This is a genomic window from Neobacillus sp. 19, from assembly GCF_049463095.1.
GTDB lineage: Bacteria > Bacillota > Bacilli > Bacillales > Cytobacillaceae > Neobacillus.
The window spans coordinates 1-14,735 of the sequence record NZ_JBMPZU010000051.1; the positions used below are offsets into that span (position 1 = coordinate 1).

Sequence of the window (14,735 nt, forward strand, 5' to 3'; positions counted from 1 at the left end):
ACTGTAAATATGGGCAGGCTATGTGGCATCCAATATCACAGAAGGTGAATTGGAGCATATTCAATGGCATGAAGTGGACCAAATTGTTGCAGAGGGTGGACTCTTAATCGATGTTCGAGAGCCAATGGAACGTGAATTTGGAGTATATCGAAGGCTCCATAAATATCTCCCTAAAACGAACTAAGAAATAAATTAGCGGATATTCCAAAAGATCAGACCATTTATGTCAGTTGTCAAATAGGATTAAGAGGATATTTAGCCAGTCGGATTCTAAAGAATAACGGTTATCGTGTTAAAAATGTAGATGGCGGTTGGAAAACGTATTCTTCTGTAAGAAACGGTGATTAAATTTTGGATTAAAAAGATATAATACAGGCATATTGGCATCGTCAATTGATGCTCTTTTTGCTTGAAAAAATATACGGTTGACAAAATACCCTAATGGGTATATTATATAACTTGTCAATATCGTTCTGTATCAAGGAGGTTACGTGCATGGATTATAATGATCAAATGAAAAATAGAGTGAAACGGATTGAAGGACAATTAAGAGGAATTCTTAGAATGATGGAAGAAAATAAGGATTGCAAAGAAGTGATCACCCAATTATCTGCAGCAAGGACAGCCATCGATCGTACAATTGGGGTTGTCGTTAGTTCTAATTTAGTGGAGTGTGTTCAAAAAGCCACTGAAGAAGGCGAAAGAAGTATGGAAGAATTAGTAAAAGAAGCGGTTAATCTGCTGGTGAAAAGTCGTTAAAGAAGGGTTGACACCTTCTTTAATTTTTAATACTATTATACCCATAGGGGTAATGGTAAGTATTCTTTAGGAGGAATGAATCAGTGAATATAGCGAAAGTATTAGATGCAAAAGGTTTAGCATGTCCGATGCCAATTGTTAAGACAAAAAAGGCAATAAATGAACTTGAATCTGGTCAAGTACTAGAAATTCACACCACTGATAAAGGGGCAAAAAATGATCTGTCTGCATGGGCTAAATCAAGTGGACATGAATTAGTAAAACACGAAGAAGAAAACAATATTTTAAAGTTTTGGATTAAAAAGGGATAATTTTTTTAACTAGTAATATACCTATACAGGTATATGAAAAAACAACCAGGAGGTAACGACATGACAGATAAGAAACGGACAACAATTGTCTTATTTAGTGGAGATTACGATAAAGCGATGGCGGCCTATATTATTGCAAATGGAGCTGCTGCTTATGATCATGAAGTAACTATTTTTCACACATTTTGGGGATTAAATGCTCTTCGAAAAGATGCAAACGTTCCTGTGAAAAAAGGGTTTATGGAAAAAATGTTTGGAAAAATGATGCCTAGAGGCGCTGATAAAATGGGACTTTCCAAAATGAATTTTGCTGGATTTGGACCAAAAATGATTAAAGATATTATGAAAAAGCATAATGCCATGCCTTTACCGCAGTTAATCGAAATGGCTCAAGAGCAGGATGTAAAGCTAGTCGCATGTACTATGACAATGGATTTGTTAGGACTGAAACAAGAAGAACTTTTAGATGAAATTGACTATGCTGGTGTTGCAGCCTACTTAGCAGACGCACAAGACGGGAATGTAAATCTATTTATCTAAGAAAATAGGAGGAGGAACACACTGTGAGAGAAATTTCTACAAAAGACGTTGAGGCCTTACTAAATAAAGGAAAGAAAATAACTATCATTGATGTTCGTGAAGTAGATGAGGTAAAGACTGGCAAAATCCCAGGAGCAATCAGTATGCCTCTAGGCTTAGTTGAGTTTCGCATGCATGAATTGGATAAAACCAAAGAGTATATCATCGTTTGCCGTTCAGGCGGAAGAAGCGGCCGGGCTTCACAATTTCTTGAAAGCTATGGATTTAACGTAATCAACATGGCTGGCGGAATGCTTGCTTGGGAAGGTAAAGTCGAATAATTTTTTTAATAACAATAATACCTGGATGGGTAAGTTAACAGGAGGATTAGGATGAACAACATAAAAGCTAACGTCATTTTGGATGCCAAAGGTTTAGCTTGTCCAATGCCAATTGTAAGAACAAAAAAGGCTATGAATAATTTAGAAGCGGGACAAGTATTAGAAGTTTTAGCGACAGATAAAGGTTCAAAAGCGGATATGAAAGCATGGGCTGAAAGTACAGGTCATCAATATTTGGGAACCATTGAAGATGGAGAGGTTTTAAAGCACTATCTTCGAAAATCATCTAACGATGAGTTAAATGAAAAAAAACATCCAAATACGATTAATAATGACGATCTTGAAAAAAAATTGGAAGCAAATGAAAATATCGTACTTCTGGATGTAAGGGAAGCAGCAGAATTTGCTTTTAACCACATTCCAAATGCCATCTCTATTCCTATTGGAGAATTGGAGGAAAGAATGGCATAATTAAATAATGAAAATGAAATTTATGTTGTTTGTCGCACTGGTAACCGGAGTGATCTTGCAGCCCAAAAGTTATCTGAAAAGGGATTTACGGCCGTAATTAATGTTGTCCCAGGTATGAGTCAATGGATGGGACAAACGACAGGAATAGATCGTTAATTAATTTTTTTTAACCAAAATAATACCACAGGGGGTAATTTGGAAAATGACTGTAAATGTAATGACCTCAAAAGATATAACTGCAAAAGTTTTTAATAAAGAAAAGTTATTTATTCTCGATGTTCGGAATGAAAGTGATTTTCAAGATTGGAAGATTGAAGGAGAGAACTTTAACTATTTAAATGTTCCCTATTTTGAATTGCTCGATGGTGTAGAAGAGATCTTGGAGAAAATGCCTGCGGATATCGAGATATTAGTTGTTTGTGCTAAGGAAGGTTCATCGGTTATGGTAGCTGAGATGCTTGCTGAAGCTGGGGTATCAGTTTCTTACTTACAAGGTGGTATGAAGGCGTGGAGTGAGCACTTGGAACCCGTCAAGATTGGGGATTTGAATGATGGCGGCGAAATTTATCAGTTTGTACGGATTGGTAAGGGGTGTTTGTCTTACATGGTTGTTTCCAATGATGAAGCCGCATTAATTGATGCAACACGTATGACCGATGTTTATCTTCATTTTGCTGAAAGTATGGATGTGAAAATCACCCATGTTTTCGATACACATCTTCATGCGGACCATATTTCAGGAGGACGTACAATTGCTGAAAAAACCGGTGCAACTTACTGGCTGCCGCCGAAGGATGCAACAGAAGTAACCTTTAAGTACCAGCCATTAGAAGATGGCAATGAGGTATCGATAGGTAAAACAACAATTTCAATTCAGGCATTATATTCTCCAGGTCACACGATTGGTTCTACCTCATTTGTTGTGGACAAAAAATTCTTACTCTCTGGTGATATCTTGTTCATTGATTCAATTGGAAGGCCTGATCTCGCTGGAATGGCGGAGGACTGGGTTGGCGATTTAAGGGAAACTCTTTATTACCGTTACAAGGAATTATCTGAAGAGCTCCTAGTTCTCCCTGCACATTTTATGATCATTGATGAATTAAACGATGATGGTAGTGTATCAGAAAAGCTTGGTATATTATTCGCAAAAAATCATGGTCTTACAATTCATGATGAAAATGAATTTAGAAAGCTTGTAACCGAGAACTTACCGCCACAACCTAATGCGTATCAGGAAATTCGCAAAACCAATATGGGGATAATGTCTCCGGATGAAGCACACCAAAGGGAAATGGAAATTGGACCAAATCGATGTGCAGTACGGTAAGGAGGGCATTATATGTCTGAGAAAACAAAACAAACCAAGAATTGTACAACAACGGGTTCTTGAGGAATTAGTCGGTCTAACGTTTCTGGTGATGAGTAACAAGTTTATATTATGAGTTTCAAAGGAGATATATTATGCAATTAGTAAATTATCTTATCCTTGCGCTATTTCTTTTCTTTATTATCAAGCGGTTCTTGCCAATAAAAGGTGTGACAAATATTTCAACTGCCGATTTAAAAAGGGTATTAAATGATAAGAATAAACAATTTGTCGATGTCCGAACACCTGGAGAATATAAGGGGAACCATATTAGAGGTTTCAAAAATATTCCTCTCCAGCAGCTTGCACAGAAATCTGATAAGGAATTGTCAAAGGACCAAGAAGTGGTGGTAATTTGCCAAAGCGGCATGAGAAGTCAAAAGGCAAGTAAAATGCTGAAAAATCTAGGATTTACTAAAGTAACGAATGTTAAAGGCGGCATGAGTGCTTGGCATTAGACAAAATGAATAAGTAAGCGATAATAATAGCGATTAAAAATTATGTAAAAGGGGAACCAATGCTGTTTCCCTTTTTTTAGAGGAGGATACCATGGACATTAGCTTTATCATCACGATTTTCCTGATTGGATTTGTGGGCTCCTTTATTTCAGGTATGTTAGGAATTGGCGGGGCAATTATCAACTTCCCGATGTTATTATATATTCCGGTCTTACTCGGTGTTGGCCAGTTTACAGCGCATGAAGTTTCCGGTATTACTGCCATACAGGTCTTTTTTTCGACAATTGGCGGCGTTTGGGCCTATCGTAAGGGTGGTTTTTTAAATAAATCTCTTATAGTCTACATGGGAATTAGTATTTTGCTTGGTAGTTTGATTGGCGGATTCGGCTCTACTCACATGCCGGAAAGTGGAATTAATATCGTTTATGGAATTTTAGCGTTGATGGCCGTAATCATGATGTTTGTCCCTAAAAAGGGAATTGATGATATCCCGCTAGACCAAGTTAAATTTAACAAGTGGCTTGCAGCGCTATTTGCCTTCATTGTTGGAATTGGGGCAGGAATTGTCGGTGCAGGCGGTGCGTTCCTGTTGGTTCCCATTATGCTTACCTTATTAAAAATACCTACTAGAATGACGATCGCTTCCTCCTTAGCTATTACACTTATTTCCTCAATCGGAGCCATTACCGGAAAGTTCTCAACGGGACAAGTGGCAATCCTGCCATCTCTGATCATGGTTGCTGCCAGTTTACTTGCTTCACCGTTAGGAGCAAATGCAGGGAAAAGAGTGAATACGAAGGTATTACAAATGATTATGGGGATTTTAATTTTGGCAACCGCCGTCAAAACATGGATAGAAATTTTATAAGTAACGTAAGAATCCATTAGCAAGAAAGACCGCTATCGTTTAGCGGTCTTTCTTACTGTAATCCCAGTATCTAATGCTGTCTGTTTTTCCGGTCGGTTCACTTTTAATGATATTCCCATCCTTGTCCTTGTAAACCTCAATTTCCTCGTATGTTTCTACAATATAGCCATCGACTCTTTTAGTATTTACAAGTTTTTCTTCTAATTCTGGAACATCACTAGATTGCTCCACCTCCACAGGTTGCGCCATGACAGGCTGATCGGCGGTGTAGGCATAGTTCTTATTCAAAAATGAGTAAGGGGAATCAAGATAGGCAGCTAAGCCTAACATAACCAAAAGCAAAAAAACACTTGTGACTGTTTTTATTCTCATGCTACAGGGCTCCTTTTAGAAATTCTCTCCTGTACCATTTTATGCATGTCCACTGCCGCCGTATGACTGGAAGTTTTAGTTTAAGAATTCATCGTGTTTACCATATTTAATCGTGAACGGAACGTTAAAAACAACAGAAAAGCTACAATAGTGATTATCGCGCCCGAAATGTATGGGAGACCTATCGCCATCGAAAACAGCCAGCCTCCCACCGGAGGGCCGATAATGCGTCCTAAAGAATCAAAGGATGATAAAAGCCCCGTTGAACTTCCATGACCGGCAGCAGACGTTTTTGTTAATAAAGAAGAGACGCTGGGACGGATCACCCCGTTGCCAAGGCCGAAAATGGTTAAATAAATAGCAGCTGTCGTAAAATTATGTACAAGTAAAATTAAACCAAATCCAATGGCGGAAACAATCATACCGCCTTGTATGACTGCACTTTCCCCATATTTTTTGGTCAATCGGCCGACCAATCCGCCTTGTACCAATGCACTGCCAAAGCCCATAATCATGAAAATGTAGCCGAGCTGGATGGCGTCTAATCCGGCTTTTTTAGCAGCAAAATAAGCAAACGTTGCCTCCAAACCAGAGAGAGACAACGAAATGAATAACTGGACAAAAAATAGCACGGATACAGCACCGTTAAATGCTTTCCAAATCGATGTCTTTTCCTTTGAAGTTTGAGTCTTGTTTTGTTTAGATTCTTTTAAAAGAATAAATACTAAAATCAACGTGATAATTGAGGATCCACTTGCTAGATAAAACGGCATACTTAAGCTGATTTTTGAAAAAATACCGCCAATTGCCGGCCCGAACACAAAGCCTAATCCTGTGGCGGCACCAATGATCCCCATGCCTTTACCGCGATTTTCTTCTGTTGTGATATCAGCAACATAGGCCATGGCTGTCGGCATATTTGCGGATGAAAGAATCCCCCCTAATATTCTCGCCGCAAAAAGCATCCATAGTTCAGTTGAAAGAGCCTGGATCAAGAAGGAAATTGCTAAACCAGCTATTCCTATCAACATCACCGGCTTTCGGCCAATACGATCGGATACCTGACCCCACATCGGTGCAAAAATAAGCTGCATGAGCGAATAAACGGCCATCAACAGTCCAAGTTCCGTTGGATTTGCCCCAATTTCTTCAGCATAAAAAGGTAAAACCGGAATAATGATTCCGAATCCAACCATGACTAAAAACATCACGACAAATAAAATCGGTAAAGCTTTCTTTGTTTGCACTAGATTCTCACTCCCTAGGTGAATCGAAAAATTCATTTCTTTCCCTTTATAGGATAATAGAAATAAACGTTCTAATCAATTTTTTCCTAGCTTGGCAATAGTATGCAGCCTAAATCTTTTTTGAAATTCTTACAAAAATGTAAGATAAGAGTCTAAAAGCGTAAGGATTCATTATGGAAAACCTGTTGTTATTTTCTTATAGTTAAACTATAGAAATAAACGGTGGAGGCTAATCATAAATGGAAACAATTTTAGAAGCAAAGGGAGTAAACAAGGTGTTTGGCTCAAAAAGGAACGTATTCACTGCACTGGATGATATCGATCTCCATATCACTAAAGGAGAATTTGTGGGAGTCATGGGGCCATCAGGTGCGGGAAAATCCTCCTTACTGAATGTTTTATCATCGATTGAAACCGTAACATCCGGAACCATCCGGATCGAAGGGACAGAAATTACGAAAATGAAAGAAGATCAGCTGAGAGAATTCAGAAGAGATAAAATGGGGTTTATTTTTCAAGATTATAATCTGCTTGATACCTTAACAGTCGCAGAAAATATCATGCTGCCGCTTACCTTTACGAAAATGGCAAAGGATGAGATTAAAAAGAAAACAGCTACAGTTGCAGAAATGTTTGAAATTCAGGCTATTTTAAACAAATATCCATATGAAATTTCCGGCGGTCAACAGCAGCGGACAGCAGTATGCCGAGCGATCATTGGCAGACCAAGTATCTTGTTTGCAGATGAACCGACCGGTGCACTTGATTCAAAATCAGCCCATCATTTGCTGCAAACGTTTGGGAAGCTGAATGAAGAGATGCAGGCGACGATTTTAATGGTAACGCATGACCCTTATGCAGCCAGTTTTTGCTCTCGAGTATTGTTTATTAAGGATGGTTCTCTCTTTACAGAAATCCATAAAGGAGATCAAACAAGGAAGCAGCTTTTCCAACAAATATTAAACATCTTGTCAACCATTGTGGGAGGCCAATATGACATTATCTAGCATTGCCAGAAAAAACATCTGGAAAAACCTCCGTCAATATATGATTTATTTAAATTCAATGATTTTCAGTATAGCCATCTATTTTACATTCGTTTCCTTACAGTATAATGAACAATTGCTATCATCGACGGTAACCCTAGGAAAGCTAGAGTCAGCATTTGCGGCCGCTTCCATCATCCTGATCATCTTTGCAGCAATCTTTATCTGGTATTCCAACTCGTTTTTCACGAGAAAGCGGAAAAAGGAAGTAGGTCTGTATGCACTTTTTGGAATGAGCCGCAAAAAAATTGGCCAATTATTGTTATATGAAAATCTCATTATGGGAGTGCTTGCTTTAACAATTGGAATAACTGTTGGCTTGCTATTTTCTAAGCTTTTCATGATGATTATTTTTAAGCTTATGGGGTTTTCACTAGAGGTGTCGTTTAGTATTCCAGTGCAAGCGTTCATCCAAACGGCGGCAGTTTTTCTTTTCATCATTCTAGTCACATCCATTCACAGTTATCGATTAATTTATCGTTTTTCCCTTTCAGAATTATTTAAAGCGGAGCGAAAAGGGGAGCGGCTGGCTAAAGGGTCACCGATTCTGAGTGCTATGGCTGTTGTTTTCATTGGATTGGCTTATCTACTATTCCTTAATCCTGATCACTTAATAAAGAATACTGGAATTCGCTTTCTTTCTGCCATTTTATTCCTTGTAATTGGTTCCTATTTCTTTATGAATTTTCTAATCACGTATTTACTTAAACTAGCACAAAGATTTGCATCCATCTATTTAAAAGGAAAAAACCTGCTTACGATTACGAATTTATTATACCGGTTAAAAGGCAATGTACTCATTTTGACGGTTATTTCCCTATTAAGCAGTGTCACGTTAATTGCCTGTATGGTTACTTATAGTTTATATTATCAAATCGACCATTTTTCAAAGCGCGATAACCCATATAGCTATATGTTTAATCTGAAAGATGACAAAGCGAATCAAGATGTTCGGACCTTAATAGAAAAAAAGTCCGGAGAAGATCTTCTTTACCACAAGGGGATTCCCTATCTCTCCATTAAGCCAGTTGGTTCGAAATTGAATCGAGTGCCAGATTTTTTCCAAACGCTGCTCATCTCCGAACAAACCTTTCAGGATTTGATGAAACTAAGAGGGCTGAAGGATTCCATTCACTTAAAGAAACATGAAGCTGCAGCCTTTTATGATGGCAACCTTGATCAGAAATCGGATCCATTTACAGGGGGGCAGGTTGCACTTTCTGCCAATGCAACCATTACGATTACAGATTATAAGGATTTTTCTTTGGTAAACCAAAGAGAAATGTTATTTCCTTTGGTCATTAGTGATGAACTATACGAAGAATTAAAACGCGGAATGACTCCGGAAGAAACCTTGTATATCTATAAAACTTCGAATGAAAAAATGGCGAAGGGGTTAGATCGTGAGATAAATAAGGTTGTTAACCCATTTAGGTACCAAGAGAATGCGCCGATTTACACCAGTTTCTATGAAAATTATCATTATGGATTGGAAACGTATGGATTGCTTATCTTTATTGGAGGATTTCTTGGCCTTGTATTTCTCCTAGCAACAGGCAGCATGATTTATTTTAAGCAGCTGATCGAGGCAACCATTGATAAGGAACGGTATAAGGTTCTTAAAAAGATTGGAATCCCAGACAAGCAGATTTCAAAAGCGGTAGCGAGGCAAGTGGGCGTTGTCTTTATTCTCCCGTTACTGCTGGCAGCAAGCAACACGGGAGTTATTCTCTATATCCTAGCTGACTTTTTACAAATCAACATGAGAGTCCCGTTTTTCACCTGTTTTGTCGTATATTTACTCATTTATTTGGGGTATTACTTCTTAACCACTGCCAACTATCTAAAAATTATCAAAGAAACGTAAAAACAAGCCCTCTTTTTGGAGCTTGTTTTTTACATTTGATAAAATGAATGCTCCTGTTCTTGGAAGGTTAAAATCGCTTCCGTGTAACTCCCTGCTAGAGAGGTAAGGAAGAGGTCGTGGCCTAATTTCTCAGCCGTCTTCTTCGCAAGGTAAAGCCCCATTCCAGTGGAACGCTTGTGGCTGCGCCCGTTTTTTCCAGTAAATCCTTTTTCAAATACGCGGGGAAGGTCCTCTGCTGGGATTCCAATCCCATTATCACGAAGGATAAGCTGCTTCGTCTCCGGGTGTATTGAGAATGAAATTTCTCCCTGTTCATTCGTATATTTGAGCGAATTGAGCAATAGCTGACGAATGATATAGGTTAAGGCTTTTTTATCACTTAAAACTGTTACGTTTTTTTTAGGCATATTGACTTTTATCCTTTTAGCAATAAATGTCTTTGATTCAGCGATAACGATTTCCTTAATTAGGTTTTCCATTTCAATCTCTTGGATCAGATAATCTTTATTAAAATCATGAAGACGGGAGAAATAGAGTGCCTGTTCAACATAGCCCTCAATCCGACCCATTTCCTCCTGCAGACTTGGTGATTCGACATCCGTTTCTAATAATAAGCGACTGACCGCAATCGGTGTTTTTATTTCATGAAACCATTGGGTCATAAACTCAAGCTGTTCCTTCGCAGACTCGTTCCTATTCTGAATTTGCGTCAAATAGTGATCACTGACATTATGCAATGATTGGAGATATATTCGCTGCTCACATGTTTTCGCATCGGGGTAGGCGCTTAAGCCATCTAAAGTTAATTGTTGCCATTTTTCAAGTTGATGTTTTTTATAAAAATAAGAGGCAATGACATATACTTGAAAAATAATGAGTGAGATTATGACTATATAAAGGAGGCTGCCAAGACTAACCTGTAATTTTGGGTCTACACTTATTACGATCGAAATGAATAGCAAGTTGAAATGATAGGTTAATAGAAGCCATTTTTGGTCAGAAAGGTACTGTTTAAATGTCATGGAATGATGTATCCTTGCCGTTTTTTTGTTTCGATGAAATCCGTGAGCCCCAATTCCTCTAATTTCCTTCTTAGTCGGGCAATGTTAACCGTTAACGTATTATCATCGATAAAATTCTCACTTTCCCACAGTGCCTGCATGATTTCATCCCTGGTCACAATCGTTTCTTTCTTTTTCATTAGTAAAAATAAAATTTGATATTCATTTTTGGTTAAATCAAGTTCAGAGTCTAAATAGGAGATACTAGCTTTATTCCTATTTAGAATTAATCCTTTGTGTTCGATATAATCAAGATTCTCTTGTTGGTATGTGTAGGTCCTCCTTAATATGGCATTGATTTTGGCCGTCAGCACCTCAAGAGAAAATGGTTTTTGGATAAAATCATCTCCTCCCATATTCATCGCCATCACAATGTCCATATTTTCTGTTCGTGAAGAGATAAAGATGATCGGAATCTTTGAGAGTTGCCGGAATATCTGACACCAATAAAAGCCATCATAGACTGGCAGATTAATATCTAGCAAAACTAAATCCGGCTTCAATGACAGGAATTGTTGCTCGAGAGTCTCAAAGTCATTGGCAGCAAAGGGGTGAAATTTCCACTTTTTAAGATGCTCATACATGATCTGACTAATTTTTTCATCGTCTTCAATAATCATTACTTTATACAAAGAAATCACCGCCGAGTTTCGTATTCTTGTAAAAATTATTATACAGGAAATGTCAGTATCTTAGGAACGAAATCAAAAAAGAACTATAGCCAGTGTTTCAACATGCCATAGTTCTTTATCTGATTATTTCACTGCTTTTCTGGTACTTTCTGATGCAAAATCGGCAATGATCACCAGAATCATGTAACATAAGAGAAGCAAGGTGATTTGCGTGTAATCGAAAAAGCTCATCGCGAGTTTAAATTCCATTCCCAGACCGCCTGCACCTACAAATCCAACGACAATCGTTGTCCGCATAATAACTTCCCAGCGGTAGAGGATATACGTAAGAAACCTCGGCAATACAGTAGGGAAGGATGCCATAGAATAGAGTTTCTATTTTAGAAGCACCCGCTGTAGCTAAATTTCGGATTGGGCGGGAGTCCATATCTTCGATGACCTCGGCCCATAGCTTTCCGAGAATCCCGAAATTGTGAAGGGCAAGGGCTATGGCTCCAGGTAACAGTCCAGGTTTGAAAATAAAAATGATCATCATCGCCCAGACAAGCTCTGGAACTGATCTGGAGAAAATGTAAAAGATCCGCACTACACCATAGAGAATCCAGTTGTACCATTTCTTTGCCCCAGTTAATTGTCCATTGGCGATGGTTCTGGCGGCTGGAACTACTGTTAGGAAGGCAGCAATGGTGGCGAATCCGATTGCCATTATACTCATTTCAAGTGTTTCAAGGGTTAGTTTTAAAGCAGCTGCCCAATTGTTCGCGTCAAGAAATGCTGGGTGCTCGCTAGTTAAACCAATGAGCCCGCCAAAAAATCTCTTGGCAGCTTCGAGATTTTTATCTGATAGTAATTCAAAAAATTGTGCATTTTCAGCAAGGTGAATGTAAACCCAGGAGCCGATGACCAGCAGCCCGGTAAAGGATACTGACCGCCAGCCAGGGCTGAATCCACTGGATCTCTTCCGTTCTGTTAAGGCCTTACGTACAAAATTACTCCATATATCCACGAAAATAACCAGTCCGATTAGGAAAAAAACAAATGCCCATACCCGGTCATATTTTACATCCTGGAGTGACAGTTGAATTTGGTAGCCCAGTCCGCCAAGTCCAATAAAACTCATAATCGCGGAGGAGCGGATTGCACATTCAAACCGGTACATGGTATAGCTGATCATATCCGCCCATATTAATGGGAGATAACCGTAGATAAGGATTTGCCATTTCGATGCCCCTGCTGATTTTAATGCTTTAATCGGCTCTTCGGATACATCGTTAAGCATATCCGCAAAAATTCGGCCAAGTATGCCGCCATATGGGATGGCCAGCGCAAAAATAGCGGCAAAAGGGGAAAGTCCAATAGCCGCAACAAAAAGCCATGCCCAAATCAGTTCATGAATCGCGCGGGTAAATCCTAGTATTCCTCTAAAAAACACCTTCGAAATGATTCGGGTCATTTTATTGGAAGTTAACACACCTGATGCGAGGATCCCAACGATGAAGGCATAGATAACGGCTAGCGTCATTCCAACAACAGCGTAGGCGAGAGTAATCCACGCTGATTCGAATCCAAGCTTTAAAACCTCTGGAGACAAATCCGGTTGAACGAGACCATCTACTATTTGTAAAAGTGTGGGGATACCGCCGGAATGAACTAAATCGGCATTCCATTTGATAGAAAAGAGACTCCAGATAAATACAGCGCCCAACAGGAGTGTAAGGATGAAACGATTATGCAAGCGGACGAATGAGACTACTTTCATACCTTCACACCGCTTTTAAGCTGATAGAGCTCTGCCAATAGCTCATCTGTTACCTGCTCTGTCGGCAAATCAAAGAATATTTCCCCATTTTTCATCGAGATGATTCTGGTAAAATACTTTTTTGCATATTCAACGGAATGCAAGCTTGTGATTAATGTTTGCTTTTCTTCGGTTACGATCTTCGCTAGCATCGCCAAAATATCGTCGGCTCGCGCCGGATCAAGAGAGGCAACCGGTTCATCGGCCAAAATGATTTCAGGCTTTTGCACCATCAATCTAGCCATGGCCACACGCTGCTGCTCACCGCCGGATAGGTTCGATGTGATCTCGTATGCCTTGCCATGAAGACCGACCCGCTCCAATGCCTGGATCGCCAATTCTTTTTCCTGAGGAACAAGCAATGAAAAGAGTGATTTGAACGTTCCCCATTCCGCCAGTTTTCCGGCAAGGACATTGTGAATGACGGCAAGTGGTCCAATTAAATCGAATTGCTGCCGGATGACACCCACTTTTTTCGCGAAAATTTTTCCTTTTTTAAAAGCGGAAAGGGGCTGGCCATCTAGTAATAGTTCACCGCTAGAAAGGGGCACTAGCCCGGCAATGGAATTAAGCAGCGTCGTTTTTCCGGCGCCGCTTGGTCCAATCAAAGCCACTAATTCCCCTTGTTTTATAACAAAAGAAAGGGAAGATAGGGCTATCTTCCGCTCAAAGTGTTTGATTAATTTTTTTGCTTCAATCATGTTTTTTGAAGACATCGATGTCTACACCTTCTACTTAATAATCTTTAATTCTTTTGCCACTTGTTCAATCTTTTTGTAATTATCATTGTTTGTTTCAACAAAACTGTCCGTTTGGAATAAGTCTGCAATGTCTTTTTGCTCGCCAGTGATGGAAAGAAGGGCTTCTTTTACCTTTTCCTTGGAGCCTTTACCAAATACGTCATCCACATTGCTGTTAATTGTCCAGTTATAATCAAAATAAGAGGGAGTCGTGTAAAATACTTTCACTTTCGATGTATCCACTTTTCCTTCCTTAACAGCCGATTCCCAAACGGCTTCGTTCAATGCGCCTGCTTTGAAGGCACCAGATTCAACTAGTTTATAGGTTGCATCATGGGAACCAGAGTAATTCGGTTTGCCGTCAAAGTCTTGATCCGGGTTTATACCAGCTTCCGATAGAAAATAACGCGGCATTAAATGGCCGGAAGTAGAGCTTTCACTACCAAACGTAAACGATTTGCCTTTTATATCTTCAAGCTTTGTGAAGTTTTCTGAGGCCTGTGTAATAAAGACGGAATGGAACTCAGCATCACGTGGCCGCTGGACAATTGATTCAGCATCTGGGACAAGGTTTCTCGCCTGTACACTTGTTAAGCCGCCGAACCAGGCCATGTGAATTTCTCCACGCTGGAAGCCTGTAACTAGTGCTGCATAGTCAACGGAAGGAACAAATTCCACCTTTAATCCCGTCTGGTCGCTTAGATATTTGGCAACAGCCGTCATTCCTTTATCAAGATCTGCAGCATTCTGGTCAGGAATTGCTCCGATTTCAAACACTTCGTTAGTGGTTGTTTCTTTTTTTCCTTCACTTGCTTTTTCATCCTTTTGGCTGCCACATGCAGTTAAGGAGAAGACAAGAATAGCTAATAATAAAAC

At 39.4% G+C, this 14,735-nt stretch carries 17 protein-coding genes and 2 pseudogenes; 11 read left to right on the forward strand and 8 right to left on the reverse strand.

The features are described from left to right. Positions 1-13 precede the first annotated feature (13 nt). The 9 genes and pseudogenes from ACO1D1_RS15945 to ACO1D1_RS15985 form a co-directional block, all read left to right on the forward strand. Positions 14-348, forward strand: a pseudogene (locus ACO1D1_RS15945) (rhodanese-like domain-containing protein); the annotation flags it as partial. A 147-nt stretch (positions 349-495) separates the two neighbouring features. Then, positions 496-759 (forward strand): metal-sensitive transcriptional regulator, encoded by a 264-nt coding sequence (locus ACO1D1_RS15950; protein WP_149870243.1) that lies wholly within the window; start codon positions 496-498, stop codon positions 757-759. A gap of 83 nt (positions 760-842) precedes the next feature. Next, positions 843-1,070: a sulfurtransferase TusA family protein gene (locus ACO1D1_RS15955; RefSeq protein ID WP_149870244.1), complete on the forward strand. Its 228-nt coding sequence runs from the start codon at positions 843-845 to the stop codon at positions 1,068-1,070. Between the two features lie 60 nt (positions 1,071-1,130). Then, on the forward strand, positions 1,131-1,610 hold the full coding sequence (locus ACO1D1_RS15960; protein ID WP_149870245.1) for a DsrE/DsrF/DrsH-like family protein: 480 nt from the start codon (positions 1,131-1,133) through the stop codon (positions 1,608-1,610). 23 nt (positions 1,611-1,633) lie between these two features. Next, positions 1,634-1,930: a rhodanese-like domain-containing protein gene (locus ACO1D1_RS15965; RefSeq protein WP_423336455.1), complete on the forward strand. Its 297-nt coding sequence runs from the start codon at positions 1,634-1,636 to the stop codon at positions 1,928-1,930. Positions 1,931-1,981: 51 nt separating this feature from the next. Continuing rightward, a pseudogene (locus ACO1D1_RS15970) lies at positions 1,982-2,557 on the forward strand (sulfurtransferase TusA family protein). A gap of 46 nt (positions 2,558-2,603) precedes the next feature. Continuing rightward, the gene (locus ACO1D1_RS15975; protein ID WP_423336456.1) at positions 2,604-3,731 is read left to right on the forward strand and encodes an MBL fold metallo-hydrolase; all 1,128 of its coding nucleotides are present in this window, start codon (positions 2,604-2,606) and stop codon (positions 3,729-3,731) included. Between the two features lie 134 nt (positions 3,732-3,865). Then, complete coding sequence (locus ACO1D1_RS15980; RefSeq protein WP_149870249.1) at positions 3,866-4,228, forward strand: rhodanese-like domain-containing protein; 363 nt, start codon at positions 3,866-3,868, stop codon at positions 4,226-4,228. Positions 4,229-4,319: 91 nt separating this feature from the next. Continuing rightward, positions 4,320-5,096, forward strand: a complete 777-nt coding sequence (locus ACO1D1_RS15985; RefSeq protein WP_423336457.1) for a sulfite exporter TauE/SafE family protein — start codon at positions 4,320-4,322, stop codon at positions 5,094-5,096. 39 nt (positions 5,097-5,135) lie between these two features. Here ACO1D1_RS15985 and ACO1D1_RS15990 read toward each other — a convergent pair whose 3' ends face one another. Further along, entirely contained in the window at positions 5,136-5,468 is a 333-nt protein-coding gene (locus ACO1D1_RS15990; RefSeq protein ID WP_423336458.1) for a hypothetical protein, read from the reverse strand. Positions 5,469-5,548: 80 nt separating this feature from the next. Further along, entirely contained in the window at positions 5,549-6,715 is a 1,167-nt protein-coding gene (locus tag ACO1D1_RS15995; protein ID WP_423336459.1) for an MFS transporter, read from the reverse strand. Between the two features lie 239 nt (positions 6,716-6,954). Between ACO1D1_RS15995 and ACO1D1_RS16000 the strand changes: the two genes are divergently transcribed. Then, complete coding sequence (locus ACO1D1_RS16000; protein ID WP_423336460.1) at positions 6,955-7,722, forward strand: ABC transporter ATP-binding protein; 768 nt, start codon at positions 6,955-6,957, stop codon at positions 7,720-7,722. Next, positions 7,709-9,628, forward strand: coding sequence for an FtsX-like permease family protein (locus ACO1D1_RS16005; protein ID WP_423336461.1), 1,920 nt, complete (start codon positions 7,709-7,711; stop codon positions 9,626-9,628). The genes ACO1D1_RS16000 and ACO1D1_RS16005 overlap by 14 nt, the downstream gene beginning before the upstream one ends. A 29-nt stretch (positions 9,629-9,657) precedes the next feature. On the opposite strand, the gene ACO1D1_RS16010 is transcribed toward ACO1D1_RS16005, so the two are convergent. The 6 genes from ACO1D1_RS16010 to ACO1D1_RS16035 form a co-directional block, all read right to left on the reverse strand. Then, complete coding sequence (locus ACO1D1_RS16010; protein ID WP_423336462.1) at positions 9,658-10,650, reverse strand: sensor histidine kinase; 993 nt, start codon at positions 10,648-10,650, stop codon at positions 9,658-9,660. Then, positions 10,647-11,309 (reverse strand): response regulator transcription factor, encoded by a 663-nt coding sequence (locus ACO1D1_RS16015; RefSeq protein ID WP_423336463.1) that lies wholly within the window; start codon positions 11,307-11,309, stop codon positions 10,647-10,649. The genes ACO1D1_RS16010 and ACO1D1_RS16015 overlap by 4 nt, the downstream gene beginning before the upstream one ends. 135 nt (positions 11,310-11,444) lie before the next feature. Then, entirely contained in the window at positions 11,445-11,618 is a 174-nt protein-coding gene (locus ACO1D1_RS16020) for a hypothetical protein (protein WP_423336464.1), read from the reverse strand. After that, entirely contained in the window at positions 11,560-13,080 is a 1,521-nt protein-coding gene (locus ACO1D1_RS16025) for a PhnE/PtxC family ABC transporter permease (protein ID WP_423336465.1), read from the reverse strand. Before ACO1D1_RS16025 ends, ACO1D1_RS16020 begins: the two co-directional genes overlap by 59 nt. Then, positions 13,077-13,835 (reverse strand): phosphonate ABC transporter ATP-binding protein, encoded by a 759-nt coding sequence (locus ACO1D1_RS16030; protein ID WP_423336466.1) that lies wholly within the window; start codon positions 13,833-13,835, stop codon positions 13,077-13,079. The genes ACO1D1_RS16025 and ACO1D1_RS16030 overlap by 4 nt, the downstream gene beginning before the upstream one ends. 15 nt (positions 13,836-13,850) lie before the next feature. Then, positions 13,851-14,735 (reverse strand): putative selenate ABC transporter substrate-binding protein (locus ACO1D1_RS16035; RefSeq protein WP_423336467.1); only part of this gene is annotated, 885 nt, incomplete at its 5' end.

Bases quoted from the DNA above. Each gene is read 5' to 3' on its own strand.
- ACO1D1_RS15950 (WP_149870243.1), top strand. From the start codon at position 496: ATGGATTATAATGATCAAATGAAAAATAGAGTGAAACGGATTGAAGGA.
- ACO1D1_RS15960 (WP_149870245.1), top strand. From the start codon at position 1,131: ATGACAGATAAGAAACGGACAACAATTGTCTTATTTAGTGGAGATTAC.
- ACO1D1_RS15975 (WP_423336456.1), top strand. From the start codon at position 2,604: ATGACTGTAAATGTAATGACCTCAAAAGATATAACTGCAAAAGTTTTT.
- ACO1D1_RS15980 (WP_149870249.1), top strand. From the start codon at position 3,866: ATGCAATTAGTAAATTATCTTATCCTTGCGCTATTTCTTTTCTTTATT.
- ACO1D1_RS15985 (WP_423336457.1), top strand. From the start codon at position 4,320: ATGGACATTAGCTTTATCATCACGATTTTCCTGATTGGATTTGTGGGC.
- ACO1D1_RS15990 (WP_423336458.1), bottom strand. From the start codon at position 5,468: ATGAGAATAAAAACAGTCACAAGTGTTTTTTTGCTTTTGGTTATGTTA.
- ACO1D1_RS16000 (WP_423336460.1), top strand. From the start codon at position 6,955: ATGGAAACAATTTTAGAAGCAAAGGGAGTAAACAAGGTGTTTGGCTCA.
- ACO1D1_RS16005 (WP_423336461.1), top strand. From the start codon at position 7,709: ATGACATTATCTAGCATTGCCAGAAAAAACATCTGGAAAAACCTCCGT.
- ACO1D1_RS16010 (WP_423336462.1), bottom strand. From the start codon at position 10,650: ATGACATTTAAACAGTACCTTTCTGACCAAAAATGGCTTCTATTAACC.
- ACO1D1_RS16015 (WP_423336463.1), bottom strand. From the start codon at position 11,309: ATGATTATTGAAGACGATGAAAAAATTAGTCAGATCATGTATGAGCAT.
- ACO1D1_RS16020 (WP_423336464.1), bottom strand. From the start codon at position 11,618: ATGCGGACAACGATTGTCGTTGGATTTGTAGGTGCAGGCGGTCTGGGA.
- ACO1D1_RS16025 (WP_423336465.1), bottom strand. From the start codon at position 13,080: ATGAAAGTAGTCTCATTCGTCCGCTTGCATAATCGTTTCATCCTTACA.
- ACO1D1_RS16030 (WP_423336466.1), bottom strand. From the start codon at position 13,835: ATGTCTTCAAAAAACATGATTGAAGCAAAAAAATTAATCAAACACTTT.